Origin of the sequence: Microbacterium bandirmense (assembly GCF_037204185.1) — a bacterium.
Classification (GTDB): Bacteria; Actinomycetota; Actinomycetes; order Actinomycetales; family Microbacteriaceae; genus Microbacterium; species Microbacterium bandirmense.
The window spans coordinates 1-23232 of the sequence record NZ_JBBDGM010000014.1 but is presented as its reverse complement, the minus strand read 5'-3'; the positions used below and the strand labels follow the sequence as shown (position 1 = coordinate 23232).

Below are 23232 nucleotides of genomic sequence, written 5' to 3'. Positions count from 1 at the left end.
TCAGCGTGCGCTGTCCGCGTAGGTGCCGACCAGCCGCACGGCTCCGCCGTCGACGCCCTTGGCGCCCTCTTCGAAGTCGCCCGACGGACGGGCTCCGGTGCGCACGGTCGCGACCTGCCACGCGGAAATGCCCTGCGCCTCGATCTGCGCGATGGCAGCATCCTTCTGCGAGGCCTCGACGACGGCGAGGAAGCCGATGCCGAGGTTCCATGTGCCCTCGGTGTCGACGAGAGGGGTGCCGGCGATCTCGGCCAGCACCCGGAAGACGGTGCTCGGCGACCAGGTCGAGCGGTCGACCTCGGCCCAGCTGCCCTGCGGCAGCACACGGGCGAGGTTGGCGGCGATGCCGCCGCCGGTGACATGGCTGAGCGAGTGGATGCTGCCCGCCGGCAGCTGATCGATGAGCGTCAGCAGCGGCGTCGTGTACAGTCGCGTCGGCTCGAGCAGCGCCTCGCCCCAGGTGGTGCCGAAGTCGGCGGCGTTGTCGCCGTAGCCGATGCCGGCGTTCGAGACGATGTGACGCACGAGCGAGTAGCCGTTGGAGTGCAGACCACTGGAGGCGAGCGCGATCACGGCATCGCCGTCACGCACCAGATCCGCCCCGAGCACAGCATCCGCCTCGACGACGCCCGTCGCCGCTCCCGCCACATCGTAGTCGCGCGGGCCGAGCAGGCCGGGGTGCTCGGCGGTCTCTCCGCCGACCAGCGCGGTGCCCGTCGCCGAGCACGCCTCGGCGATGCCGCGCACGATGTCGGCGATGCGCTCGGGCACGACCCTGCCGCACGCGATGTAGTCGGTCATGAACAGCGGCTTCGCGCCCACCACGACGATGTCGTCGACGACCATGCCGACCAGGTCCTGCCCGATCGTGTCGTGCTTGTCGATGGCCTGTGCGATCGCGACCTTCGTGCCGACGCCGTCTGTGCTGGATGCCAGCAGCGGGCGCCGATAGCCGAGCAGCGCGCTGGCGTCGAACATGCCGGCGAAACCGCCGACTCCGCCGAGCACCTCGGGGCCGTGCGTCGCGCGCACGGAGGCCTTCATGAGTTCGACGGCGAGGTCACCGGCCGCGGTGTCGACACCGGCCTGGGCATAGGGATTGGTGGAGGATTCTGCCACCCCTACAGCCTACCGGCCCGCGCGTGTCGCTCAGGTCGCGTGACCGATCTGCTAAAGTTATGGGTTGCGCGAAGTTCCGCCGAATCTCACCGGCGCAGCGCACATCCCGGTCAGGGCACGAACAACCGGATCCGCACCGACGCGAATCTGAGACGTCCGACCGCATGAGGGCGGCAGCGTGCCGCCCGAGAAGAGCAAGAAACATGAGCAGTACCGACACTTCCGCGCGCCCCGGCGCGCCCACCGAAAGCGAATCGACCATCGGCTCCACGGAGCTGGCCTGGCAGCAGGCCGACCACGACGTCTTCGTCGCGACCAATCAGGGCGAGTTCGCCGGTTTCGTGACCGTCGACCGCAGCATCCACATCGTCCACGACAGCCACAGCCGTCGCATCGGCAGCTACCCGACTCTCGCGGCAGCGCGCCAGGCGCTGGTGGATGCCACCCATCCGCCGTCCCGGCGGCGCGAGCGGCTGCGTCGCCGCATCCTCGCGCGGCGCCGCTGACGCGACAACCCCACAACCCGACGCGAGGACCCTACGATGGGGCCATGGTCGACAAGCCGCAATGGCTCATCCGCGAGGACTCGGGCACCTCAGTGCTCGTCGCCCTCGCGGTGCGCCAGCTGATCGGCATCCGATCTCCCGACGATCTGCCCAGCCTGCGCGGACTCGACGTGCGCCCACCCGACGCCACCGACGTCAGCGACGCGCTCGAGAGCCAGTGGCGCGAGTACTGGGACATGACCGTCGAGCCGCGCGCACACCGCTCCGACGTGCCGCTCGACCTCGTCGACGGCTTCGACACCCTGGTCGCGCTGCCGACCACGGGCGCCGAGGAGCTGCGCGAGGCGATCGCACCCCACGCCGACGTCGCACTGCGCTTCGCGCAGAGCGCCCACAACCGCTATGTCGACTCGGTCAGCTCCTCCGGCAACGCCTACCGCGCGTACGCCAGCGCCATCGCCGAGTTCGAACGCGAAGTCGGACGGCGGGCGCACTCGTTCGAGCTCAATGTGCAGGTGCTGCCGTTCACCCAGCGCGGAATCTGGTGGATCGGATCGCTGAGCGTTGCCGTCACCGACGGGCTGCGCCGCGACGTGGTCGCCTTCGATGCGGCCATGCGTCCCGTGATCGGGGAACTGGCTTAGGCAGAGGTGCCGGTGTCGACATCCGCTTCGGCGATGCGCTCGTGCTGCACCCGAACCACACGCGCGCGCTTGCGCGCGAGACGATCGAGGATCAGCGCGACGCCGCCACCGAGGGCGATGCCGATCGGCACGGTCCACAGCAGCGCGAAGCCGAACACCTGCCCGGGAGGGTAGACGACGTCGAGCACCCTCGACGGCTCGTAGCTGCCGACCGCGGTGAGGATCGCCGCGACGAGGATGCCGAGCACGACTCCGAGTCCGATGAACACGCCGTAGCGCGGAACCGGGCGCACCGTCGCCTCGACGGTCTGGGGTGTGGTGCTGCGGGACATGCCCCTATTCTCCCACGGCGTGGCTATGAGCGGACCCCGGTGGGCAGACGGTTCAGCGGCGGCTCAGCGGACCGTGACTGCCCACGCACCGGCACCGGCCTCGCTGATCCCGACCACGGCCAGCGCGCTGACGCGATCGTCGACGCCGGTGTCGATGCCGATGATGCCATCGTCGCAGCGCACATCGGTCGCACCGGTGCCGACGACGCCCGACCCCGACTCGGCGTACACGCTGACGTCCATGACCTCGGCGCCGAAACACGTGAACTCGACATCGGCGATACGCACCGGCTCTCCGAAATCGATGCGCACCTGGTCACCGAGGTCGTCCAGGGTGCGATCGGCGACGTCGCTCGCCTTGAGGGCGAGACCGGCCATGCTGGCGAGCGAATCGCCCGACTCAGCCGACCGATCGGACATCCACTGCTGCACCTCGGCCGACGTGGCAGTCGCACTCGAGCATCCGGCCAGCATCAGCACGCCGAAGGCGACGAGCACGCAGCCCGAGATCCACTTCATACGCCGACCTTAGCGTCAGGGCCGCAGCGGCAGCAGCGCTGAGATGTCGGCTCGGGTGCCCGAGGCCACGATGTGGCCGTCGGCGATGGCATCCGACCACTGTTGCGCACCGGTGGCGACGGCGATCCAGGTCTGCGCGTCCATCTCGACGACGTTCGGCGGTGTGCCCCGGGTGTGCCGCGGGCCCTGCACGACCTGCACCGCACCGAAGGGCGGCACGCGCACCTCCACGCTGTTGCCGGGCGCCTTCTCGTCGAGCAGCTGCAGCAGGTACCGCACGCCCGTGGCGGTAGCCGGACGGGAGGCGTCGCCGGCCGCGACGGCGGCGAGCGCCGCGCGTCCCTCGGCAACGTCGATTCTGCGGGCGGGCATGGCTCAAGGCTACGCCGCTCAGAACTCCGGAGAAATCTGGACCAGCGGGCTGCCAGACCGGGTTTCGGGCCTCACGGCGGGTGTTTCTCCGGAGTTCTGAGCACGTCCCGCGCGTGCGGGCATAGGCTCGACGGGTATGACAGCCGCAGCCGAGACGATCCACAGCGCCAGGGAGGACCTGCTCGCTGTGACCCGCCGCGCCGACTGGCTGCCGTCCTTCCCGATGGACGCCGTCGATCCGCTGCCGGCATCGGTGCTCGTGCTGTTCGGCCGGCTCGACAGCATCCCCGCGCGCAGTGACGACGTGACCGTTCCCGCCGATCTCGACGTGCTGCTGCAGCGTCGCGCGGCGACGCTGTCGTCACACCCGGGTCAGGTGTCGTTCCCGGGCGGTCGGCAGGACGACGATGACGCGGATGCTGTCGCGACCGCACTGCGCGAGGCCGAGGAGGAGACCGGACTCGACCCCGACGGCGTCGAGGTGCTCGGCGCCCTGCCTCCGATTCCGCTGGCCGTGAGCAATTTCCTGGTGACACCGGTGCTCGGCTGGTGGCGGCGTCCGTCGCGCGTGGCCGCCGTGGATCACGCCGAGACCGTCGATGTGTTCCGCGTGCCGGTGGCGCAGCTGCTCGACCCGGCCAACCGGTACACCTCGACCCTGTCGCGCGGCGGCGAGACCTACCGCGGGCCGGCGTTCGACATCGGCGGCACGATCGTGTGGGGCTTCACCGCGGGAATCCTCGACGCGCTGTTCGAAGCGACCGGCTGGGCACTGCCCTGGGATGTCTCGGTCGAGCGCCCCGTCTCCCCCGCGGAGGTCGGCGGCTGAGCCACCCACCCACGTTCAGGTCGCCCGGGCCACCCACCGACGTTCAGGTCGCAATGGTTGCCGCTAAGCGCGCGAGATTCCGGCATCCACTGCGACCTGGGCGACGGGCACCGGACGAAAGCGTGACCGGAACACAGCGGATGCTCCCGCGGACCCGCCGGTAGGCTGGCGGCATGAAGATCCTGGTCCTCGGTTCCGGCGCGCGCGAGCACGCGATCATCCTCTCGCTGCGGTCGGAAGAGGCCGGGCACGAGATCTTCGCAGCCCCCGGCAACGCCGGCATCGCCCAGGATGCGACCATCGTCGACGTCGACATGCTCGACGGCGCGGCGGTCGCGTCGTTCGCGAACGAGCGCGGTGTCGATCTGGTCGTCGTCGGCCCCGAGGCTCCGCTGGTCGCCGGTGTCGCCGACGCGCTGCGCGAGCGCGGCATCCCGGTGTTCGGCCCCGGAAAGGCAGCCGCGCAGCTGGAGGGATCGAAGGCGTTCGCGAAGCGGATCATGGATGCCGCAGGCGTGCCGACCGGACGCGCCGTGCGGGCAGCATCCGCCGCCGAGGTCGAGGCCGCATTCGACGAGTTCGGCGCCCCGCACGTGGTCAAGGCGGATGGCCTTGCCGCGGGCAAGGGTGTGATCGTCACCGCCGACCGCGCCGAGGCGCTTGCCCATGCCGAGCAGTACCTGCCGAGCGGGCCTGTGCTGGTGGAAGAGTTCCTCACCGGCCCCGAGGTGTCGCTGTTCTTCCTCAGCGACGGCGACACCGTCCGTCCGCTCAGCCCCGCTCAGGACTTCAAGCGCGCACTGGATGGCGATGGCGGACCGAACACCGGGGGCATGGGCGCGTACTCGCCGCTGCCGTGGCTGGCCGAGGACTTCGGCGGTGTCGAGCAGTTCGTCGCCGAGGTGACCGAGACGGTCGCGCTTCCGGTGATCCGCCAGCTCGACGCAGAGGGCACGCCCTTCATCGGCCTGCTCTACGCCGGCCTGATCCTCACCCCGGCCGGCGTGCGCGTGATCGAGTTCAACGCCCGCTTCGGCGACCCCGAGACGCAGGTCGTGCTGCCCCGGCTGCGCACCCCGCTGTCACGACTGCTGCTGTCGGCCGCATCCGGGCACCTCGAGGACGAGCCGATGCCGGAGTTCTCCGACGACGTCGCCATCACCGTCGTGCTCGCCAGCGAGGGCTACCCCGAGGCGCCACAGACCGGCCGCATGATCGAGGGCCTCGCCGAGGCGGCAGCCGTCGACGGCGTCTCGATCGTGCACGCCGCGACCGGCGCGCCCGACGCCCCCGGCGGGTCGCTGATCGCGACGGGCGGTCGGGTGCTGAATGTGGTCGCGACGGGGTCGGATTTCTCGGATGCCCGTGCGCGCGCCTACGAGGCCATCGGCCGCATCGCGCTCGACGGCGCCCACTACCGGCACGACATCGCCGCCCGGGTCGCCGGCTGACAGCATCCGACCCCGCGCCGCACCCGCCCCTGCGACGCCCCCTGCGACGCCCCTCATCCTGCGCCGCACCCAGAACAGGACGGTTATCGAGAACAGGCTCTTTTCTCGGGAACCATCCTGTTCTCAGTAACGAGCCTGTTCTCAGTGACGCGCGCGCACGCCGGGGCCTCACAACAGCAACCCGACGCCCGGATTCCTACGGCGCCGTGACTGGGCGTGGCGAGGCGACCGCGACGGAAGCCCGGCGTTTCGGTCCGGTGAGGGCGCGCAGCGCGTAGAGGATCGTCGCGAGGTCGACGAACTCCTGGATGAACGCTCCGGCGACGGCCGGGATCACCCCGGTCGTGGCGATCAGCATGAGTCCGACGCTGAGGACGATGCCGATCCAGATCGCCGCGTAGGCGACGTTCAGGGTGTGCCGCCCGACCTCGGCTGCGCGCAGCACCGGCATGAGCGAGTCCTTCAGCACGACGGCATCCGCCGCCTCACCCGCGGCCGTCGAGCCGCGCGCGCCCATCGCGATGCCGACGTCCGCCGCCGCCAGCACCGGTGCGTCGTTGACGCCGTCGCCGACCATGAGCATGGGCCGTGGCGTCAGGTCGGCGGCGAGCGCCACCTTCTGCGCCGGCAGCAGTTCGGCGTGCACCTCGGTCACGCCCAGGGGCGCCGCGATCGCGGATGCCGTCGCCTCGGCGTCGCCGGTGAGCATGGCGATGCGCCGGACGCCGTGCTCGCGCAGTCCGGCGACGACGTCACCGGCCTCGGGGCGCACGGCATCGGCGAGCACGAGCGCACCGGCGAATCGGCCGTCGACGGCGACGTAGGCCGCGAGCTGGCCCGAGACCAGCGGGGTGCGCACGGTGTCGGGGGCGAGCGCAGCGACGTAGGCCGGCTTGCCGACGACGACGGTGCGCCGCTCGATGACGGCGGTCACGCCGTTGGTCGCGACCTCCTCGGCGTGCTCGGCCGGCGCGAGCGCCAGCCCCCGCTCTGCCGCGGCCCTGCGCACGCCTTCGGCGAGGACGTGGCTGGAGTACTGTTCGGCGGATGCTGCCAGTCGCAGCAGTTCGTCGGCATCCATCCCCCCGGCGGGACGGACCTCGATGAGCTCGGGGCGGCCCTGCGTGAGCGTACCCGTCTTGTCGAAGGCCACCGAGCGCACGCGGGCGAGCTGTTCGAGAACCGCGCCGCCCTTGACGATCACGCCCTCCTTGGCCGTGCGGGAGAGTCCGCCGAGGAAGGCGACCGGAGCCGCGATCAGCAGGGGACACGGAGTGGCGAGCACCAGCACCTGGGCGAAGCGCAGCGGGTCCCCTGCGATCGCCCAGGCGACGCCGGCGATCGCGAGCGAGACGAGGGTGAACGGGATGGCGAAGCGGTCGGCCAGGCGCACGGTCGGGGCCTTGCTCTGCTGCGCCTCGTGCACGAGCGCGATGATCTGCTGGTACTGGCTGTCACCGCTGCGGCGCAGCGCGCGGATGCGCACGGCGTTGGAGCCGTTCACCGATCCCGAGAGCACCTCCTCGCCCGCCTGACGCGACACGGGCACGCTCTCGCCGGTGAGCGAGGACTCATCGAAGCTCGACTCGGTGCTCAGCAGCACGCCATCGACGGGCACGATCTCGGCGGGCCGCACCAGCAGCTCCATCCCGGGCTCGACCTCGTCCACCGGGACATCTCGCGGATCGGACTGCTCGGCGTCCAGCACATGCGCGATCTGTGGCGAACGGTCCAGCAGCGCCGTGAGGTCGCGCGCCGCCCGTCGCTGGGCGTAGTCCTCCAGCGCCTCCCCGCCCGACAGCATCAGCACGATCACCAGCGAGGCGATGTACTCGCCGACCACCAGAGTCGCGATCATGGAGATGAGGGCGAGCACGTCGAGGCCGAAGTGCCCGCGCAGGATGTCTTTCAGCATCCCCCACGCGGTCCAGACGATCACCGTGACGACGACGATCGTCGCCACCCAGCGCGCCGGCTCGTGCAGAGCGGCCAGCGAGAGCACGATGACGGCGAGGGTGGCGATCAATCCGCCGGTGAGGATCGGATACCGCCTCGCAAGACGCAGCAGAGTCATGGCTCCACTCTGCCCCAGTCGGCGGTTCGGCGTCCGATCCGGCGCGGTGAGAAGAACGACTAGAGCGTGATCCAGTACTGGCGCATGGCCCCGTGTCCGGCATCCGATCCGTCGATCGTGTCGACGTGCTCGCCGCCGGCGCCCTCGATGGTGCGTGCCGAACCGACGTTGTCGTCATCACAGGTGAGCATGACGCGGTCGTATCCCTGTTCGCGCGCGCGTTCGAGGACGAGGCCGAGCGCGGCGCCGGCGATGCCCTCGCGGCGTCGCGACGGCCGCACGGAGTACCCGATGTGACCGCCGTAGGTGCGCAGCCAGTCGTTCAGCGCGCGGCGGAAGGCGATGAATCCGACGACCTCGCCGTCATCGACGATCCAGAAGTAGTCGCACGGCACGTGCCCGTCGGGCAGCTCGGCGCCGGGTCGGCCGTAGAGCTCGGCCTTCGCGACGAAGGCCTCGCACGCGTCACGGTCGGGAACGGTTCCGAGGTCGAGGCCCGCGCCGTCGATGTGCACACCGCCGAACTCGGCCACGGTCGCAGCCCAGGAGTCGAAGAGGTCGGTGGACGGCGAGGCGAGGGTGATCGGCATCCGACCATCCCACCACAACCGCTACAGACTCCTGCACCTGCCACATCGATCGATGGCGCGGATGCAAGAAAGTGGCGCGCACGGCGCCGCGCGGACGCTCACACGTCGTCGGGACCGAGACCAGCGCGCTCGAGGATGACACCGACCTGCACGCGCCGACGCACCCCGAGCTTGTGGAACACCTGCTCGAGGTGGGTCTTCACGGTGCCGGCTGCGATGTGCAGTCCGAGGCCGATCTCCTCGTTCGTGGCGCCGGACGCCACGCCGCGCGCGACGTCCAGCTCGCGTTCGGTCAGCGTCGCGACACGCGCAGCGGCGTCACGACGGGACGCACCGCCCTGATCACTGACCACCCGCTGCACAAGCTGTGCTGCACTCGCACTCGACACGACCGTGTCGCCGATCGCTGTGCGCCGGATCGCATCGATGATCCGCGACGGGGACTCGTCCTTCAGCAGGTAGCCGCTCGCGCCCGCCTCCAGCATCCGCAGCAGCTGATCCTCGGTATCGATGCTCGTCATCGCCAGCACCCGCGCCGAGGACTGCGAGACAATAGCCGCGGTCGCCTCGGGCCCGGCGACACCGGGCATCCGCACATCCATCAGAATCACATCGGCTCGGTGAGCGCGCACGAACTCGATGGCCGCGGCACCGTCTGCCGCTTCTCCGACCACCTCGATGCCCTCCGCCGTCGCGAGGATGAACTGGAATCCGCTGCGGATCAGCGGCTCATCGTCCACGAGCAGCACGCGGACGGCAGAAGTCGCATCGGCAAGGGTCACGATCCGAGCCTACTGAGCACCGGCGACACGCCAGGCACCTGCAGTCACCATGAGTTCGGGTCAGCCGCGCTCCTGCCATGGCAGCGTCACATCGACGATGAACGAACCCTCGTGCGCGCCGGCCCACACCTCTCCGTCGAGGGCCCCGGCGCGCTCGCGGATTCCCAGCAGCCCATTGCCGCCGCCGGGAACGACCGAGCCGCCCGGCCGGAGCGGGTTGACGACGCGGATACGCACCCCGCTGACCGGGTCCGCGTGCAGGAAGAGATCGAGCGGGGCGCTCGGTGCGTGCTTGATCGCATTGGTCAGCGCTTCCTGCACGATCCGGTACACGGCCCCGTCGAGCATGGCCGAGGCGCGCTCAGCCGACTCGATGACGACATACGTCGTCAGAGGCACCCCCGCGGCGCGCAGGTCGGCCAGCAGGGCGCCGATCGCCCGCATCGTCGCCGGGGCCGATGCCGGCTGCGCCGGGCCACTGCGCAGTTCGCCTACAAGACCGCGCATGTCCTGCAGCGCGGCTCGCGCCTGCTCACGCACCGTGCGGGCCATCTCTGCGGTGTCACCGCCGCCGCCGGATGCCGTCTCGAGCGCTCCGGCGTGCAGCGAGACGACCGAGAGCCGGTGGGCGAGTGCGTCGTGCATATCCCGCGCGATGCGCTCCCGCTCGGCCTGGCGCACCATCTGCTCATTGAGCGCATCGGCCCGGCGGTGCTCGCTCGCTGCGCGCTGGTCGCTGCGCTCGGCGCGCGCACGGGTGCGCGAGACGCTGACGACACCGGCGGCGGCAGCCAGCGACACCGCGGCCCAGATGAAGGATGCTGCGATCCAGACCGGCTCGTATTGAGAGCCGGCATCCGATGCGAACAGCCACGGCAGTGCCGCACCCCACGCCGTCGTGGCCTCGCGGAGCGCGAACAGACCCACTGCGCCCGCGGCCGATCCGCCGACGAGCATCATCCGCGTCGGCCACCGCCGCACGCACGCGATCGCCCCGATCAGCAGCAGCAGGTACGAGATGCCGATGAGCGCCAGCACGCCGCCGGCGATCAGCGAGAGCAGCGGAAGCCGACGTCTCCAGAAGACGCTCACCCACAGGGTGATCACCAGCAGGAACAGGCCGGTGCCGAGATCCGTCAGCGAGACCGGATCAGCGTCCGTCGCCGGGAGGATCACGGCACCCGGCACGTTCACGAGCGCGAGGGTGTCGAACAGCATCCCGCCGACGAACAGCACGGCCGCGCGAGGGCCGGCCCAGCGTGGTCGACGCGGGACCACGGGTGCGTTCGAGGATGCCACGCCCTGAGCATATGGTGCGGCTGCGACAGTCGGATGCCACCGATCGGCCACTGCATGCTCCGCCGAACGGCGGAGGCCGGTCGGGCCGCCCGGCGGATCCTGTGACCCACGGCCGATCGCGACGATGAGGGGACGACGGCGGCACCCGCCCCTTCGCACCACCGCATCCGAGGACACGACATGACCTTCGACAACAGCATCCCCACCCCGCCCCCGGCCCCGACCGGCGCACCGTCGCCGATGGCGCCCGCACCACTGCCACCCAGCCCGGTCGCCGCACACCCGCCGGCGCGCACCGCAGCGCCCGGCGAAGGCGACAAGTCGTTCATCCTCACCTGGATCTTCGCCCTGCTGCTCGGGTTCTTCGGCGTCGACCGCTTCTATCTCGGCAAGATCGGCACAGGCATCCTCAAGCTCATCACGTTCGGCGGCATCGGCATCTGGGGGCTCGTCGACATCGTGATGGTGCTCGCCGGCGCCACGCGTGACGCGGCCGGGATGCGCCTGGCGGGCTACGCGCAGCACCGCAAGATCGCCTGGATCGTCACCGGCGCGATAGTGGTGATCGGGATGATCAGCGGTGCCGTCGGTGGCGGTTCCACCGCCGCACCGGATGAGAAGCCTGCACTCAGCGCTCCCGTCGAGGCGCCGCAGACCGACGAGAGGCCCGGTGCAGCAGCATCCGAACCCGCCGCGCAGGAGACCACCGCCGAGCCCGAAGAAACCGCCGAGGAAGAGCCGGCGGAACCGGCCGTGCCTGTCGAGTACACGTCTGCCCTGAACAAGGCGCAGTCGTACTCCGACATGATGCACATGAGCAAGGCGGGTCTGTACGAGCAGCTCACCAGCGAGTTCGGCGAGAAGTTCACCGCGGCCGAAGCCGACTATGCCATCGCGCATCTGAACGAATGACCCGCCCACACGATCGAAAGAGAACCCATGGAATCCGGAGCCATCCTCAGCTGGACCCTGCAGCAGGAGATCCCCGTTCCGCCCGACGTGCAGGCCCTGCTCGCGCAGGGTGAGCAGGCCGTTGCCTCGTTCAAGACGTTCCGCGACTCGGCAACGTTCACGACCAAGCGACTGATCGTCCGTGACGCGCAGGGCATCACCGGCAAGAAGGTCGAGGTCTACTCGCTGCCCTACAGCTCGATCCTGATGTGGTCGTCGGAGAACGCCGGCACGCTCGACTGGAACTCCGAGCTCGAACTGTGGACGAAGGCAGGACACATCAAGGTGAAGCTCGCCAAGGGCGTCGACGTGCGGCGCCTCGACAGTCTCATCGCCTGGGCCGTGCTGAACGCCCACTGACACCCGGAAGGGTGCCGCCGCCCGGGGATGACATGATGGCCTGGTGAGTGAAGCACAGAGCATCCCCGGCTGGCGGCACATCTACTCGGGCAAGGTCCGCGACCTGTACGCCTCTGAGGATCCTGCCGACACGCGCATCCTCGTGGTGGCGTCCGACCGGGTGAGCGCGTTCGATTTCGTGCTCTCGCCCGGCATCCCGCAGAAGGGCGAGCTGCTCACCTCGCTGAGCATGTGGTGGTTCGGTGAGCTCTCGGACGTGCCGAACCACATCGCCGAAGGCGAGATCCCGGATGCCGTCGCCGGGCGCGCCATGCTGGCGATGGCCCTGGAGATGCTGCCGATCGAGTGCGTCGTGCGCGGGTACCTGACCGGATCGGGATGGGCCGAGTACGTCTCGAGCGGCACGGTCTGCGGCATCCCCCTTCCCGCGGGTCTGAAGAACGGCGACCGCCTGCCGGAGCCGCTGTTCACCCCGGCGTACAAGGCTCCGATGGGCGAGCACGACGAGAACATCACCTTCGAGAAGACCGTCGAGATCGTGGGCGCCGAGCGCGCGGCGCAGCTGCGCGACACGTCGCTGGCGATCTACCGGCGGGCATCCGAGATCGCCGAGGCGAAGGGCCTGATCCTCGCCGACACCAAGTTCGAGTTCGGCGTGGATGCCGATGGCGTCCTCCGCCTGGCCGACGAGGCCCTCACCAGTGACTCGTCCCGCTACTGGGACACCGCGGCATGGGAATCCGGCACGACGCCCGAAGAGCGGATGGCGAGCTTCGACAAGCAGATCGTGCGCGACTGGCTGGCTGCCCACTGGGATCAGCAGGGCGAGCCGCCGGCACTGCCCGCCGACATCGTCGAGATGACCGCCGGACGCTACCGCGAGCTGATCGAGCGCCTGCGCGGCTGAGGCGACGCGGCACCGCGCGACGAGGGGTCTGGGCCGGAACCTGACGAACCGATAGTGTTTCGTCAGCCCTGAGCTTGACTCGGGACCCGACCCCGACTCCGAGGAGCCATCATGCCGCTGTGGAAGATCCACGGCAACGGTCGCACCGTCGCGCCCGACGCCGTCGTCCGACCCGAGGAACGCCTCAACTGGCCCGCCACCATCGCGATCGGCGTGCAGCACGTCATCGCCATGTTCGGTGCCACCTTCCTCGTGCCGATCCTCACCGGATTCCCGGTGCCGACCACGCTGCTCTTCAGCGGTGTCGGAACGATCCTGTTCCTGCTGGTCACCCGCAACAAGCTGCCCAGTTACCTAGGCTCGTCGTTCGCGTTCATCGCCCCGGTGACGGCCGCGACCGCCACCGCGGGGATGGGCTCGGCGCTGGCTGGCATCGTCGCCGTCGGTGTGCTGCTGGCCATCATCGGCCTCGTGGTGCACATCGCCGGCGTGAAGTGGGTCGACCGCTTTCTGCCGCCGGTGCTCGCCGGAACGATCGTCGCGCTGATCGGCTTCAACCTCGCCGGTGCCGCCCGCGGAAACTACGAGCAGGCGCCGATCACGGCGACGTTCACCCTGGCGATCACGATCCTGTTCGCTGTCGTGTTCCGCGGGTTCCTGGGCCGCATCTCGATCTTCCTCGGAGTGATCGCGGGCTACATCTTCGCGGGCTTCCGCGGCGAGCTCGACTTCGCGGCGGTGAACGAAGCGGCCTGGGTCGGTCTGCCCACCTTCCACTTCCCCGATTTCGCCAACTCGGGCACCTGGTCGGCGATGGCGATGTTCCTGCCGGTCGTGCTGGTGCTGATCGCCGAGAACGTCGGTCACGTGCGCGGCGTCGCGACCATGGTGGAGGATCCGGCGATCAACAAGCAGACCGGCAAGGCGCTGCTCGCCGACGGCATCTCGACCTCGCTGGCCGGCTTCTTCGGCGGTTCGGGCACCACGACGTACGGCGAGAACATCGGCGTCATGGCATCCACCCGCGTCTACTCCACCGCCGCCTACTGGGTCGCCGGCATCACCGCGATCCTGCTGAGCATGTCGCCGAAGTTCGGTGCCGTCATCAACTCGGTGCCGGTCGGTGTGCTCGGCGGCGTGACCACCGCCCTGTACGGCCTGATCGGCGTGATCGGCATCAAGATCTGGGTTGACAACAGGGTGGACTTCTCGCGTCCGGTCAACCAGTACACCGCCGCAGTCGGCCTGATCGTCGCGGTCGGCGGGTTCCAGATCATCGACCCCGACTCGGGCTTCCAGCTCGGCGGCATCGTGCTCGCCACGGTCGGCGCGATCCTGATCTACCACCTCGGCAACCTCGTCGCGCGCCTGCGCAAGACCGGCGCCGACGACCCGAAGCCGCTCGAGGCCGTCGGGCCGCTCGGCGGCGACCCCGCCGAGCGCGAGCAGGCCTGACCGCCTGACCGCACGCCTCCACAGCGCGCCCCCGGTGATCCCATGGTCACCGCGGGGCGCGCCGTGTCAAGCCCCGCTCCTCCGCGCCTCACGGGCAATAGTGTGCGAAGCATGCATGACACAGCCCAGCTCAGCGACCTCGCCCGTGCGCGGGGCCTTCGGATCGCGGTGGCGGAATCGCTCACGTCAGGAACCCTGGCAGAGACCATCGGCGCCGCCGAGGGGGCGGGCGAGTGGTTCGGCGGCGGGATCGTCGCCTACCTCACCGACGTGAAGGAGCGGGTCCTCGGGCTGGAGCCGGGCACGGATCCGTGCTCGGCATCCTGTGCGGAGCAGCTGGCTCGTGCTACGAGAGAGCTCTTCGACGCCGACCTCACCGTGTCGACGACGGGCGTCGGCGGTCCGGATGCGGAGGGTGAGCATCCCCCCGGCACCGTCTACGTCGGATGGGCGACGCGCACCCGCGTCGGTCATCGCCTGCTGACGCTTGACGGTGATCCCGCGCAGGTGCTGGATGCGACGATCGACGCAGCAGTGCGGATGCTCGTCTTCCACGCCCTGGAATCGGACGTCACCGACCGTGAATCTCAGCTGTCGGGGTAGGCGTCGCTCGCGCGCAGCGCGATCTCCGGCAGGTCGGATGCCACGAAAGGCAGCGGCACGGAGGGAGCGCCGAGACCGTACATCCGGTGCAGCCAGGCTCGGGCGGCGTGCAGCGGATAGGTGCGGCCGTACACCGCGCGCTTGACGATGACGCCCTCGATCACGCTGCGCAGCATCACCTCTTCCAGACCCGGATCGGCGGCGCCGCGTTCGCGGAACAGGTCCTGCATGACCGCACCGGCCGCCAGCACGCCGTCGAGGTTGCGCTGCTCGGCATCGGCGTACATGCGATGCGTCGTCGGCAGCATCGACAGGCCGAGGACGATGCGCTGCTGGGGCATCCCCTGATCGGCGGCGATCAACGCCATGTCGATCAACATCCTGAGGCGGTCATCGGCGCTGTCGTCATCGAGGTCCACCGCCGTCATCTTGGCGAAGTACGCATCGAGCACGGCCCCGACAAGCTGCTCCTTGCCGCCGAAGTAGTAGCTCACGAGCCCCTGTGCGACGCCGGCGCGGCGTGCCACCTCGGCCAGGCTGGTCTCGTGGTAGCCCTTCTCGCCGAAAGCTGAGAAGGCCGCCTCCAGGATGGCCTTCTGCGAGCGCTCGCGCGCATCACGGTTCTGCTCCTGTGAGCGTGCCATCGTCTTCCCCTCGTCGGCGACCGTCGTCGGTCTCGCGCCCCCAGAGCGCGGTTCCCATCATGCCGGATCAGATGCTACCGTTTCTTATTGATTGTTTGATCAATCAATTGCTCTCGCGGCCTTCGGCGTCAACCGCGATGAGTGCCCGCGGTATCGGGGGGAACCATTCCGCGGCACCCGGGTGGAGGTGAGCAAAGCTCCCTCCCCCCGGAACCTCAGTCGCGTTCGGATGCCGCCGCGGAATCCACCCGGAACCGCACTCTGACGCCGGGCGGCAGCTGCCCGGCCAAGTCGAGACAGGCGTCGGTGAGCGCCGCGATGACCGGGTATCCACCGGTGAGCGGGTGATCGGCCAGGAACAGCACCGGCTGCCCGTCCGGCGGCACCTGCAGCGCGCCCGTGACGACGCCCTCGCTGGGCAACTCGCCGGCGACCGCGCGTTCCAGCGGCGCATCGCCGCGCAGTCGGATGCCGACGCGGTCCGACTGGGCGGTGACCGTCCACTCCTGTGCGGTCAGCGCGCGCAGCGCCGCCGACGTGAACCAGTCGTCGCGCGGTCCGAGGGTGATGTCGAGATCGACGAGATCGCCGGACGCCGGCAGGGCGCGCGGCCAGGGGAACACGTCCACCGCAGAGACCGCATCCGTGCCGATCGTCACGACGTCGCCCTGGGTGAGCGGGGCGGGCCCCAGCCCGCCCAGCGTGTCCGATGACCGGCTGCCGAGTTCAGCGGGAGCGTGGATGCCACCGCGCACCCCGATCACGTAGCGCAGCCCCCTCATCGGCGATCCGAGTCGAAGCTCATCGCCGTCATGGGTCGCGAACGGGATGCCGTGTGCGACCTCACGGGGCTCGCCACGGGCATCCGACATCATCATCTCGCCGACCGCTCCGGTCACGACGCCGACCCCCTCCCTGTGGAAGCGCAGGGTCACCGCGCCGACGCTCTCGAGCGCGGCCGCCGCACTCGAGTTCCCGACGGCCCGGTTCGCGTCGCGCAGCGCCGTGCGATCGACGGTGCCGGATGCCGAGACCCCCAGCGCGGCGAAGCCGGGACGCCCGAGATCCTGCACCAGCAGCTGCAGGCCGGGCTGCACGACCTCGACCGCGGCCGCGTCGGATGCTGTCGGAAACACCGGACCATCCGCTGCCGCATCCGCGTGTCCCGCCTCGACACGCCGCGCGACGTGCGAACCGTCTGAGATCTCCCACGCGGCGGTCTCGCGTCCGGCCCGCACGAAGCGCACGGACACGCCGGGGGTGAGCAGAGCCGGCGGGTCGCGATGCACGTCCCACATGACCGCGTCCGTGCGGCCGATCAGCTGCCACCCGCCAGGACTCTGCCGCGGATACACCCCGGTGTAACTCCCGGCGAGCGCAACAGCCCCGGCGGGCACGCGCGTGCGCGGCGATGCGCGACGGGGCACGTCGAACAGCGGATCATCGCCGATGAGGTAGCCGAACCCAGGGGCGAAGCCGGCGAAGGCCACACGCCAGTTCGCGGCGAGATGTCGGGTCACGACCTCATCCGCCGACACCCCGAGCAGCCTCGCGACCTCGTCGAGGTCATCGCCGTCGTAGTGCACAGGAATGGTCACCTCGTCGAGGGGCGCGGCGGCACGGGCATCCGACGTCGTGTTCCGCAGCGTCTCGGCGAGCTGCGCCGCCGTCACCTGCAGCGGGTCGAACCGCACCAGCACCGTGCGCGCGCCGGGCACGCGCTCGATCACACCGGGCAGACCGTCCCAGGCGGCGCCCCGTCGCATCGCCTCATCGAGATCGGCCGCCTCGACCAGCAGCGCGCGATCCGACGCGGTGAGAATGCGCATCAGACCACCCGTGTCGCGAACGGCGCGATCGTCACGCCGGACGCCTCGAGTCGGCGTCGGATCTCGGATGCCATCGCCACCGCTCCCGGACTGTCGCCGTGCACGCAGATCGACTGCGCGTCGACGCGCACGTCCGTGCCGTGGATGGCGCGGATCAGTCCGGTCTCGGCGAAGCGCAGCATCCGCTCGGCGACCGCCTGGGCGTCGTGCAGCACCGCATCATCGCGTGTGCGGGGCACGAGGGCGCCGTCGGACAGGTAGGCGCGATCGGCGAAGGCCTCGGATGCCACCGCCAGGCCGGCCCGCGAAGCGACATCCAGCGCGACGCCGCCGGCGAGGCCGAGCATCACCAGTCGCGGGTCGACGGCCTTGATCCCGGCGACCACGGCTGCGGCCTGCCGCTCATCGCGGGCGATGGTGTTGTACAGCGCGCCGTGCGGTTTGACGTACGCGACCCGCGCGCCCACGCTCGCGGCCAGGTCGGAGAGGAAGCCGAGCTGCTGCTCGATCTGCGCCTGCATTTCCGACGGCGACGGCTGCATCGGCGTGCGGCCGAAGTTGTCGGGGTCGGGGTACGACGGGTGCGCGCCGATCACGACGCCGGCGGCGACTGCAGAGGCGAGCGTGTCGCGGATGCCTTCCGGCGTGCCCGCATGGGCGCCGCATGACACGTTGGCGCTGCTGACGATCGCGAGCATGGCGTCGTCGTCGCTCACGACGCGCTCGGCGGAGTTCTCGCCGAGATCGGAGTTCAGATCGATGGATGCCATGGCTCCAGTCTGCCCGGATCGCGCGGGCCGGGGGCCGTAGCAGCGCGGATCGACCGTGGTCAGCTCGGGTCAGCCGGCCGCGCGCGCCGAACCGCGCACGATGAGTTCCGTCGGCAAGAGCGTCAGACGCTCGGGCTGCCGCCCGGCGAGCACGTCGATGATGATCCCGGCCAGCAGCTCCCCCTGTGCGAACATCGGCTGCCGCACGCTGGTCAGGTCGTAGGCCGCCGCCAGCGCGGAGTCGTCGAATCCGATCACCGCGACGTCCTCGGGCACGCGCAGCCCTGCGGAGCGCAGCACGCCCATGGCACCGCGCGCCATCAGGTCGCTGGCGATGAACAATGCGTCGGGATGCTCATCCTGGGCGAGCAGCTGCTGCGCAGCATCCGACCCACCCTGCTCGCTGAAGTCACCATCCACCACACCCGCCGGTTCGAGCCCGGCGTCGGCGAGCGCGGCGAGGAAGCCGTCACGGCGGTCGACGCTGACCGGCATCGACAGCGACCCCGTGATCGTCGCGACCCTGCGTCGCCCCAGCGCGAGAAGGTGCTCGGTCGCCGCGCGTGCCGCCGCGACGTTGTCGACGTCGACGATGTGGTCGCCGTCGTGGGAGCGCGACGGGCGACCGCCGAACACGACCGGCACCGACTCGGCAATGGTGTCGACGAACGAGTCGCTGGCGTGGTGCGAGACGATGATGGCCGCATCCACGCCGCCGTTGCGCACGAAGCGGGTCATCTTGCCGCCGGGGTCCTCACTGGCGATGAGCAGCGTGAGCACGTAGTCGGAGTCGGCCAGGCGCGCGCTGATGCCGGCGACGACGGATGCCAGGAACGGGTCGCCGAAGAACCGCGTGGTGTCTTCGGGCACGACCAGCCCGATCGCGTGGGTCTGGCGACTCGCGAGCGAGCGCGCGGCGCGGTTCGGTGCGTAGTTCAGCTGGGCGATGGCCCGCTGCACGGCTGTGAGCGCCTCAGGGCTCACCGCGGTGGAGCCGTTGACCACGCGCGAGACGGTGGATCGTGAGACACCCGCCAGAGCGGCGACCTCTTCGATCGTGGAACGCGGCATGGTGTTCTTCCCGGGTTGGATTCAGATCGCGCGGGCAGCGATGATGCCAGCGTATTCGCGTCCGCTCTGCTTCACGGTGCGCTCCTGCGTCTCGTAGTCGACCCGCACGATGCCGAACCGCTTGGCGTAGCCCCACGCCCACTCGTAGTTGTCCAGCAGCGACCAGTAGAAGAAGCCGCGCACATCGGCGCCCCGGTCGATGGCATCCAGCGTCGCGCTCAGATGGGTGCGCACGAACTCGGCGCGCTCGCCGTCGTTCACGCTGCCGTCGGCATCCACCTCGTCGTCGTACGCGGCGCCGTTCTCGGTGACGTACAGGGCCACACCGGGCGCGTACTCCTCGGCCACCCGCACGAGCAGGCGGGTGAGGCCATCGGGCTGCACCTCCCAGCCCATGGCGGTGCGCGGCAGACCGCGCTCGACCCAGTGGATGTCGGCGTCTGCGGGGAAGGGCGATGCCGTCTCGCGCTGGTCGAGTCCCTCGGTCTTGTGCGGGTCGCCCTCGGCGCCGGGCTGCGGATGCCCCGAGAGCAGCTCACCGTGGTAGTAGTTCACGCCGAAGGCGTCGAGTGGGGCGGAGATGACGTCGAGGTCGCCGTCGTGCACCGCGTCCTGCCAGGCCGCAACCGCCGCGGAGTCGACGTCGCGCAGGTCGCGCACGATGTCGGCGGGGTAGCTGCCGCGGAAGATCGGGTCGAGGAACCAGCGGTTGAACTGTCCGTCGATGCGGCGTGCAGCGTCGACGTCGCGGGGGTCGGTCGTGTCGGCGGGGTCGGCGACGGTGAGGTTCAGGGTGATGCCGAGGTCGAGGTCGGCGTCGCGCTCGCGCAGCGCCTGCACCGCGCGGCCGTGCGCGAGCAGCAGGTGGTGAGAGGCGAGCAGTCCGTCGCGGATGCTGGTGCGACCGGGCGCATGCACACCGGCGGTGTACGAGAGGAACGACGAGCACCACGGCTCGTTCATCGTCGTCCAGTGCTGCACCCGGTCACCGAGCGCGTCGTGCACGCTCAGCGCGTACTCGACGAAACGGTCGGTGATCTCGCGGCTCGTCCAGCCGCCGCGCTCCTCGAGCGCCTGCGGCATGTCCCAGTGATGCAGGGTCAGCCAGGGCACGATGTCGGCGTCGAGCAGTTCGTCGACGAGTCGACTGTAGAAGTCGATGCCCTTCGCATTGACCGGGCCTCCGTCGGGACGCACCCGCGACCATGAGGTCGAGAACCGGTAGGTCTGCAGCCCGAGCTCCTTCATGAGCGCGACATCGTCACGATAGCGGTGGTAGTGGTCGCAGGCGACGTCGCCGTTCTCCGCCCCGACCGTGGCGCCGGGCACTCGCGCGAACGCGTCCCAGATCGAGGCCGTGCGGCCGTCCTCGAAGGCGGCGCCCTCGATCTGGTAGGCGGCGGTTGCTGCGCCGAAGAGGAAGTTCTCGGGGAAGAAGCGGGTCATGCGCCCTATTCTCGCACTGTTTGCCCGATGCATGGGAGCGCTCCCATGGAACGGGTCCGGATCAGCGGTCGGATACCCTTGACTGGTGAATCCCGAACTGGCGCGCGCCGAGTCTCTGATCCGCGAGATCGCCGACTACCCCGAGCCCGGCATCCTCTTCCGCGACATCACGCCTCTGCTCGCGGACGCCGAGGCGCTGCGCGTCACGACCGCGGCACTGCTCGAGCCGTTCACCGGCACCTTCGACGTGGTCGCTGGCATCGAGGCGCGCGGATTCCTCCTCGCCGGCGCAGCGGCCATCGCCGCCGGCGTCGGTCTGGTGCCGATCCGCAAGGCGGGCAAGCTGCCCCGGCCGGCGGCATCCGTCGACTACGCCCTGGAGTACGGCACGGCCACGATCGAGATGCACGACGACCTGCCCGCCGGCACCCGCGTACTGCTGATCGATGACGTGCTCGCCACCGGCGGCACGCTCGCAGCCGGTCGCCGGCTCGTCGAGCAGCTGGGCTGCGTCGTCGCCGGCATCAGCGTGCTGTTCGAGATCGACGGCCTGGGCGGCCGCGAGCTGACCGGCGACCTGCACACCGTGTTCCGCTCCGCCTGAGGCTGCGCTCAGGCTCCAGCCGCGAACTCTGCGGGGTCACGCACCGGGGGCGGCCGGCGGCGCAGCCAGGTCGGGCGGAGCCGCGCCGCGCGCGATAGCCGAGCGCACCGACGCCGCCGCGTGCGCCAGACTGCTGATCGCCACCAGCTGCCGCGCCCTGGCGTTGACAGCGAGCAGCATCCGTCGCGCGACCTCGTCAGGCGAGCCGTCCGGTCCGAGCACCGCCACGTTGCGCTCGGCGAACGGCTCGAGAGCATCCGCATACTCCATCAGCGTGTCCACGTCGTAGTCGAGCCCGACCTCCGCCGCCTGCGCGAGCGCATGCGCGAGGCCGCGTTCGGCCGCACCGGGATACCCGCGCCAGTCGCGACGTCGCATCAGCTCATAGGTGCGCTCGCGGTATGCCGCGTACGCGGGGTCGGATGCCAGATCGTCGGGCGTACCGAGCGCGAAGGCCTGACACGCGTTCATGACGTCGAGCGTGGGGGCGCCCGCGTCGATCAGCCCGGTGAGCGCGCTGATCGCGGTCGTCGACGCCCCGTACACGTCGCGCAGCACGATGATCAGCCGCGCCCGCTCCACGTGCCGCTGCTGGTAGATCGCGGTCGTCGCGTTCTTCAGCACCCCTGCGGGCATGATGCCCACCCTGATCCAGTGCTTCAGCGTCGTCGTGCTCGTGCCACTCTGCGTCGCCAGTTCGCTCAGCTTCACCGACTGCCCTCCCCCCGAAGGTGACCCGCAGCGCATTGGAGAGCGCCGTCATCGGGCACTCTCCACGGTGCGGTCTGTGTCCGTCGACACTATCGTGCCTATGTACCTGAGGGGGTAGACCCGCACCGGCGGCACCGGTTGCGGGTGGTCGAAGAGTGGGGACTGTTCGACTCGCCCGAACGGAGCGGCTTCGGGGGGCCCAGAGCCCTCCGTTCGGGCATCGTCACCCCGCCGCGATCGCCTACAATTGAGGGTATGCCCACCATCGTCGTCGACGTCATGCCCAAGGCCGAACTTCTCGACCCGCAGGGGAAGGCCGTGTCCGGCGCTTTCGCCCGCCTCGGCGTCGAGAGCTTCTCGCAGGTGCGCATCGGCAAGCGCTTCGAACTCACCGTCGACGGCGAGGTCACCGACGAGGTGCTTGCAGAGGCGCGTCGCCTCGCCGAGGACGTGCTGTCGAACTCGGTGATCGAAGACGTCGTAGGCGTCGAGGTCGCACCGTGACCGTGCGCATCGGCGTCATCACCTTCCCCGGCTCGCTCGACGATCGCGACGCGCAGCGCGCCGTGCGGGTCGCCGGCGCGGAGCCCGTCGCTCTCTGGCACGGCTCACACGACCTCGACGGCGTGGACGCCCTCGTGCTGCCGGGCGGGTTCAGTTACGGCGACTACCTCCGCTCGGGTGCGATCGCCGCACTGTCGCCGATCATGGCCGAGGTGAAGGATGCCGCCGCGAAGGGGATGCCCGTACTCGGAATCTGCAACGGCTTCCAGATGCTGGTCGAGGCGCACCTGCTGCCCGGCGGTCTGATCCGCAACGACCACCAGCACTTCGTGCGCCGCGACCAGAAGCTGATCGTGACGAACAACACCACGGCGTGGACGAGCGACTTCGAAGACGGCCAGGAGATCGTCATCCCGCTGAAGAACGGCGAGGGCGGATACATCGCCTCGGACGACACACTCGACCGGCTCGAGGGCGAGGGTCTGGTGGCCTTCCGCTACGCCGGCGTGAACCCGAACGGGTCGCTGCGCGACATCGCCGGACTCACCAACGCCGCCGGCAACGTGGTCGGCCTCATGCCGCATCCCGAGCACGCGATCGAACCGGGCTTCGGCCCCGACACCGCGGCAGCCATGCGCTCGGGCGTCGACGGTCTGGGCTTCTTCACGAGCGCGATCTCGACGCTCGCCGCCGTCGCCGCGTAACACCTGCGGGCAGCGCGGCATCCGTCCCTACCTCGCCGACACCCCCGGTTCCCGTCGAGACCCCGTGCTGTGGGGGCCCCCCCCCGGGGGGGGGGGGGGGGGGGGGGGGGGGGGGGGGGGGGGGGGGGTGGGGGGGGGGGGCGGGGGGGGGGCGGG

The 23232-nt window shown here is 70.2% G+C and carries 26 protein-coding genes; 12 read left to right on the top strand and 14 right to left on the bottom strand.

The window, feature by feature from the left end; translation table 11 throughout:
• A complete protein-coding gene (gene purM, locus WDU99_RS14275) occupies positions 1–1119 on the bottom strand; it encodes a phosphoribosylformylglycinamidine cyclo-ligase (RefSeq protein WP_337333126.1) in 1119 nt (372 codons plus the stop codon).
• 203 nt (positions 1120–1322) lie between these two features.
• Here purM and WDU99_RS14270 point away from each other — a divergent pair, with 203 nt between their 5' ends.
• Both WDU99_RS14270 and WDU99_RS14265 read left to right on the top strand, forming a co-directional pair.
• Positions 1323–1625 carry a hypothetical protein gene (locus WDU99_RS14270; RefSeq protein ID WP_337333125.1) on the top strand — a complete coding sequence of 101 codons (303 nt, stop codon included), beginning with the start codon at positions 1323–1325 and terminating at the stop codon, positions 1623–1625.
• Between the two features lie 44 nt (positions 1626–1669).
• Positions 1670–2269 (top strand): zinc-binding alcohol dehydrogenase, encoded by a 600-nt coding sequence (locus tag WDU99_RS14265; protein WP_337333124.1) that lies wholly within the window; start codon positions 1670–1672, stop codon positions 2267–2269.
• Here WDU99_RS14265 and WDU99_RS14260 read toward each other — a convergent pair.
• The 3 genes from WDU99_RS14260 to WDU99_RS14250 all read right to left on the bottom strand — a co-directional run bounded on the left by WDU99_RS14260 (position 2266) and on the right by WDU99_RS14250 (position 3492).
• A complete protein-coding gene (locus WDU99_RS14260; protein WP_337333123.1) occupies positions 2266–2601 on the bottom strand; it encodes a potassium transporter Trk in 336 nt (111 codons plus the stop codon). The genes WDU99_RS14265 and WDU99_RS14260 overlap by 4 nt on opposite strands.
• A 63-nt stretch (positions 2602–2664) precedes the next feature.
• A complete protein-coding gene (locus tag WDU99_RS14255) occupies positions 2665–3120 on the bottom strand; it encodes a hypothetical protein (protein ID WP_337333122.1) in 456 nt (151 codons plus the stop codon).
• Between the two features lie 15 nt (positions 3121–3135).
• Positions 3136–3492, bottom strand: coding sequence for a sterol carrier family protein (locus WDU99_RS14250; RefSeq protein ID WP_337333121.1), 357 nt, complete (start codon positions 3490–3492; stop codon positions 3136–3138).
• Positions 3493–3628: 136 nt separating this feature from the next.
• Between WDU99_RS14250 and WDU99_RS14245 the strand changes: the two genes are divergently transcribed.
• Both WDU99_RS14245 and purD read left to right on the top strand, forming a co-directional pair.
• The gene (locus WDU99_RS14245; RefSeq protein WP_337333120.1) at positions 3629–4321 is read left to right on the top strand and encodes an NUDIX hydrolase; all 693 of its coding nucleotides are present in this window, start codon (positions 3629–3631) and stop codon (positions 4319–4321) included.
• A gap of 173 nt (positions 4322–4494) precedes the next feature.
• Complete coding sequence (gene purD, locus WDU99_RS14240) at positions 4495–5772, top strand: phosphoribosylamine--glycine ligase (protein ID WP_337333119.1); 1278 nt, start codon at positions 4495–4497, stop codon at positions 5770–5772.
• A 196-nt stretch (positions 5773–5968) separates the two neighbouring features.
• Here purD and WDU99_RS14235 read toward each other — a convergent pair whose 3' ends face one another.
• From WDU99_RS14235 to WDU99_RS14220, 4 genes are all read right to left on the bottom strand, one after another.
• Complete coding sequence (locus WDU99_RS14235; protein WP_337333118.1) at positions 5969–7846, bottom strand: heavy metal translocating P-type ATPase; 1878 nt, start codon at positions 7844–7846, stop codon at positions 5969–5971.
• Between the two features lie 59 nt (positions 7847–7905).
• Positions 7906–8436, bottom strand: a complete 531-nt coding sequence (locus WDU99_RS14230; protein ID WP_337333117.1) for a GNAT family N-acetyltransferase — start codon at positions 8434–8436, stop codon at positions 7906–7908.
• A 98-nt stretch (positions 8437–8534) separates the two neighbouring features.
• On the bottom strand, positions 8535–9218 hold the full coding sequence (locus WDU99_RS14225) for a response regulator transcription factor (protein WP_337333116.1): 684 nt from the start codon (positions 9216–9218) through the stop codon (positions 8535–8537).
• Positions 9219–9278: 60 nt separating this feature from the next.
• Positions 9279–10517: a sensor histidine kinase gene (locus tag WDU99_RS14220; RefSeq protein WP_337333115.1), complete on the bottom strand. Its 1239-nt coding sequence runs from the start codon at positions 10515–10517 to the stop codon at positions 9279–9281.
• A gap of 180 nt (positions 10518–10697) precedes the next feature.
• Here WDU99_RS14220 and WDU99_RS14215 point away from each other — a divergent pair, with 180 nt between their 5' ends.
• The 5 genes from WDU99_RS14215 to WDU99_RS14195 all read left to right on the top strand — a co-directional run bounded on the left by WDU99_RS14215 (position 10698) and on the right by WDU99_RS14195 (position 14793).
• Entirely contained in the window at positions 10698–11429 is a 732-nt protein-coding gene (locus tag WDU99_RS14215) for an Ltp family lipoprotein (protein ID WP_337333114.1), read from the top strand.
• A gap of 27 nt (positions 11430–11456) precedes the next feature.
• Positions 11457–11828 (top strand): PH domain-containing protein, encoded by a 372-nt coding sequence (locus WDU99_RS14210; RefSeq protein WP_337333113.1) that lies wholly within the window; start codon positions 11457–11459, stop codon positions 11826–11828.
• Between the two features lie 43 nt (positions 11829–11871).
• The gene (locus tag WDU99_RS14205) at positions 11872–12735 is read left to right on the top strand and encodes a phosphoribosylaminoimidazolesuccinocarboxamide synthase (RefSeq protein ID WP_420064016.1); all 864 of its coding nucleotides are present in this window, start codon (positions 11872–11874) and stop codon (positions 12733–12735) included.
• A 111-nt stretch (positions 12736–12846) separates the two neighbouring features.
• Positions 12847–14190 carry a uracil-xanthine permease family protein gene (locus WDU99_RS14200; protein ID WP_337333112.1) on the top strand — a complete coding sequence of 448 codons (1344 nt, stop codon included), beginning with the start codon at positions 12847–12849 and terminating at the stop codon, positions 14188–14190.
• 111 nt (positions 14191–14301) lie between these two features.
• Positions 14302–14793 (top strand): CinA family protein, encoded by a 492-nt coding sequence (locus WDU99_RS14195; protein ID WP_337333111.1) that lies wholly within the window; start codon positions 14302–14304, stop codon positions 14791–14793.
• On the opposite strand, the gene WDU99_RS14190 is transcribed toward WDU99_RS14195, so the two are convergent.
• The 5 genes from WDU99_RS14190 to WDU99_RS14170 all read right to left on the bottom strand — a co-directional run bounded on the left by WDU99_RS14190 (position 14778) and on the right by WDU99_RS14170 (position 20553).
• Complete coding sequence (locus WDU99_RS14190) at positions 14778–15437, bottom strand: TetR/AcrR family transcriptional regulator (RefSeq protein ID WP_337333110.1); 660 nt, start codon at positions 15435–15437, stop codon at positions 14778–14780. The genes WDU99_RS14195 and WDU99_RS14190 overlap by 16 nt on opposite strands.
• 215 nt (positions 15438–15652) lie before the next feature.
• Positions 15653–17266, bottom strand: a complete 1614-nt coding sequence (locus tag WDU99_RS14185) for a 5-oxoprolinase subunit B/C family protein (protein ID WP_337333109.1) — start codon at positions 17264–17266, stop codon at positions 15653–15655.
• On the bottom strand, positions 17266–18036 hold the full coding sequence (locus WDU99_RS14180; RefSeq protein WP_337333108.1) for a LamB/YcsF family protein: 771 nt from the start codon (positions 18034–18036) through the stop codon (positions 17266–17268). The genes WDU99_RS14185 and WDU99_RS14180 overlap by 1 nt, the downstream gene beginning before the upstream one ends.
• Before the next feature lie 69 nt (positions 18037–18105).
• Positions 18106–19107, bottom strand: coding sequence for a LacI family DNA-binding transcriptional regulator (locus tag WDU99_RS14175; RefSeq protein WP_337333107.1), 1002 nt, complete (start codon positions 19105–19107; stop codon positions 18106–18108).
• Positions 19108–19128: 21 nt separating this feature from the next.
• A complete protein-coding gene (locus tag WDU99_RS14170) occupies positions 19129–20553 on the bottom strand; it encodes a glycoside hydrolase family 1 protein (RefSeq protein ID WP_337333106.1) in 1425 nt (474 codons plus the stop codon).
• Positions 20554–20635: 82 nt separating this feature from the next.
• On the opposite strand from WDU99_RS14170, the gene WDU99_RS14165 reads away from it, so the two are divergent.
• On the top strand, positions 20636–21157 hold the full coding sequence (locus tag WDU99_RS14165; protein WP_337333185.1) for an adenine phosphoribosyltransferase: 522 nt from the start codon (positions 20636–20638) through the stop codon (positions 21155–21157).
• A gap of 36 nt (positions 21158–21193) precedes the next feature.
• On the opposite strand, the gene WDU99_RS14160 is transcribed toward WDU99_RS14165, so the two are convergent.
• Positions 21194–21868, bottom strand: coding sequence for a MerR family transcriptional regulator (locus tag WDU99_RS14160; protein ID WP_337333105.1), 675 nt, complete (start codon positions 21866–21868; stop codon positions 21194–21196).
• 255 nt (positions 21869–22123) lie between these two features.
• Between WDU99_RS14160 and purS the strand changes: the two genes are divergently transcribed.
• The gene (purS, locus tag WDU99_RS14155) at positions 22124–22372 is read left to right on the top strand and encodes a phosphoribosylformylglycinamidine synthase subunit PurS (protein WP_337333104.1); all 249 of its coding nucleotides are present in this window, start codon (positions 22124–22126) and stop codon (positions 22370–22372) included.
• Positions 22369–23076 (top strand): phosphoribosylformylglycinamidine synthase subunit PurQ, encoded by a 708-nt coding sequence (purQ, locus tag WDU99_RS14150; protein ID WP_337333103.1) that lies wholly within the window; start codon positions 22369–22371, stop codon positions 23074–23076. Before purS ends, purQ begins: the two co-directional genes overlap by 4 nt.
• Positions 23077–23232 lie beyond the last annotated feature (156 nt).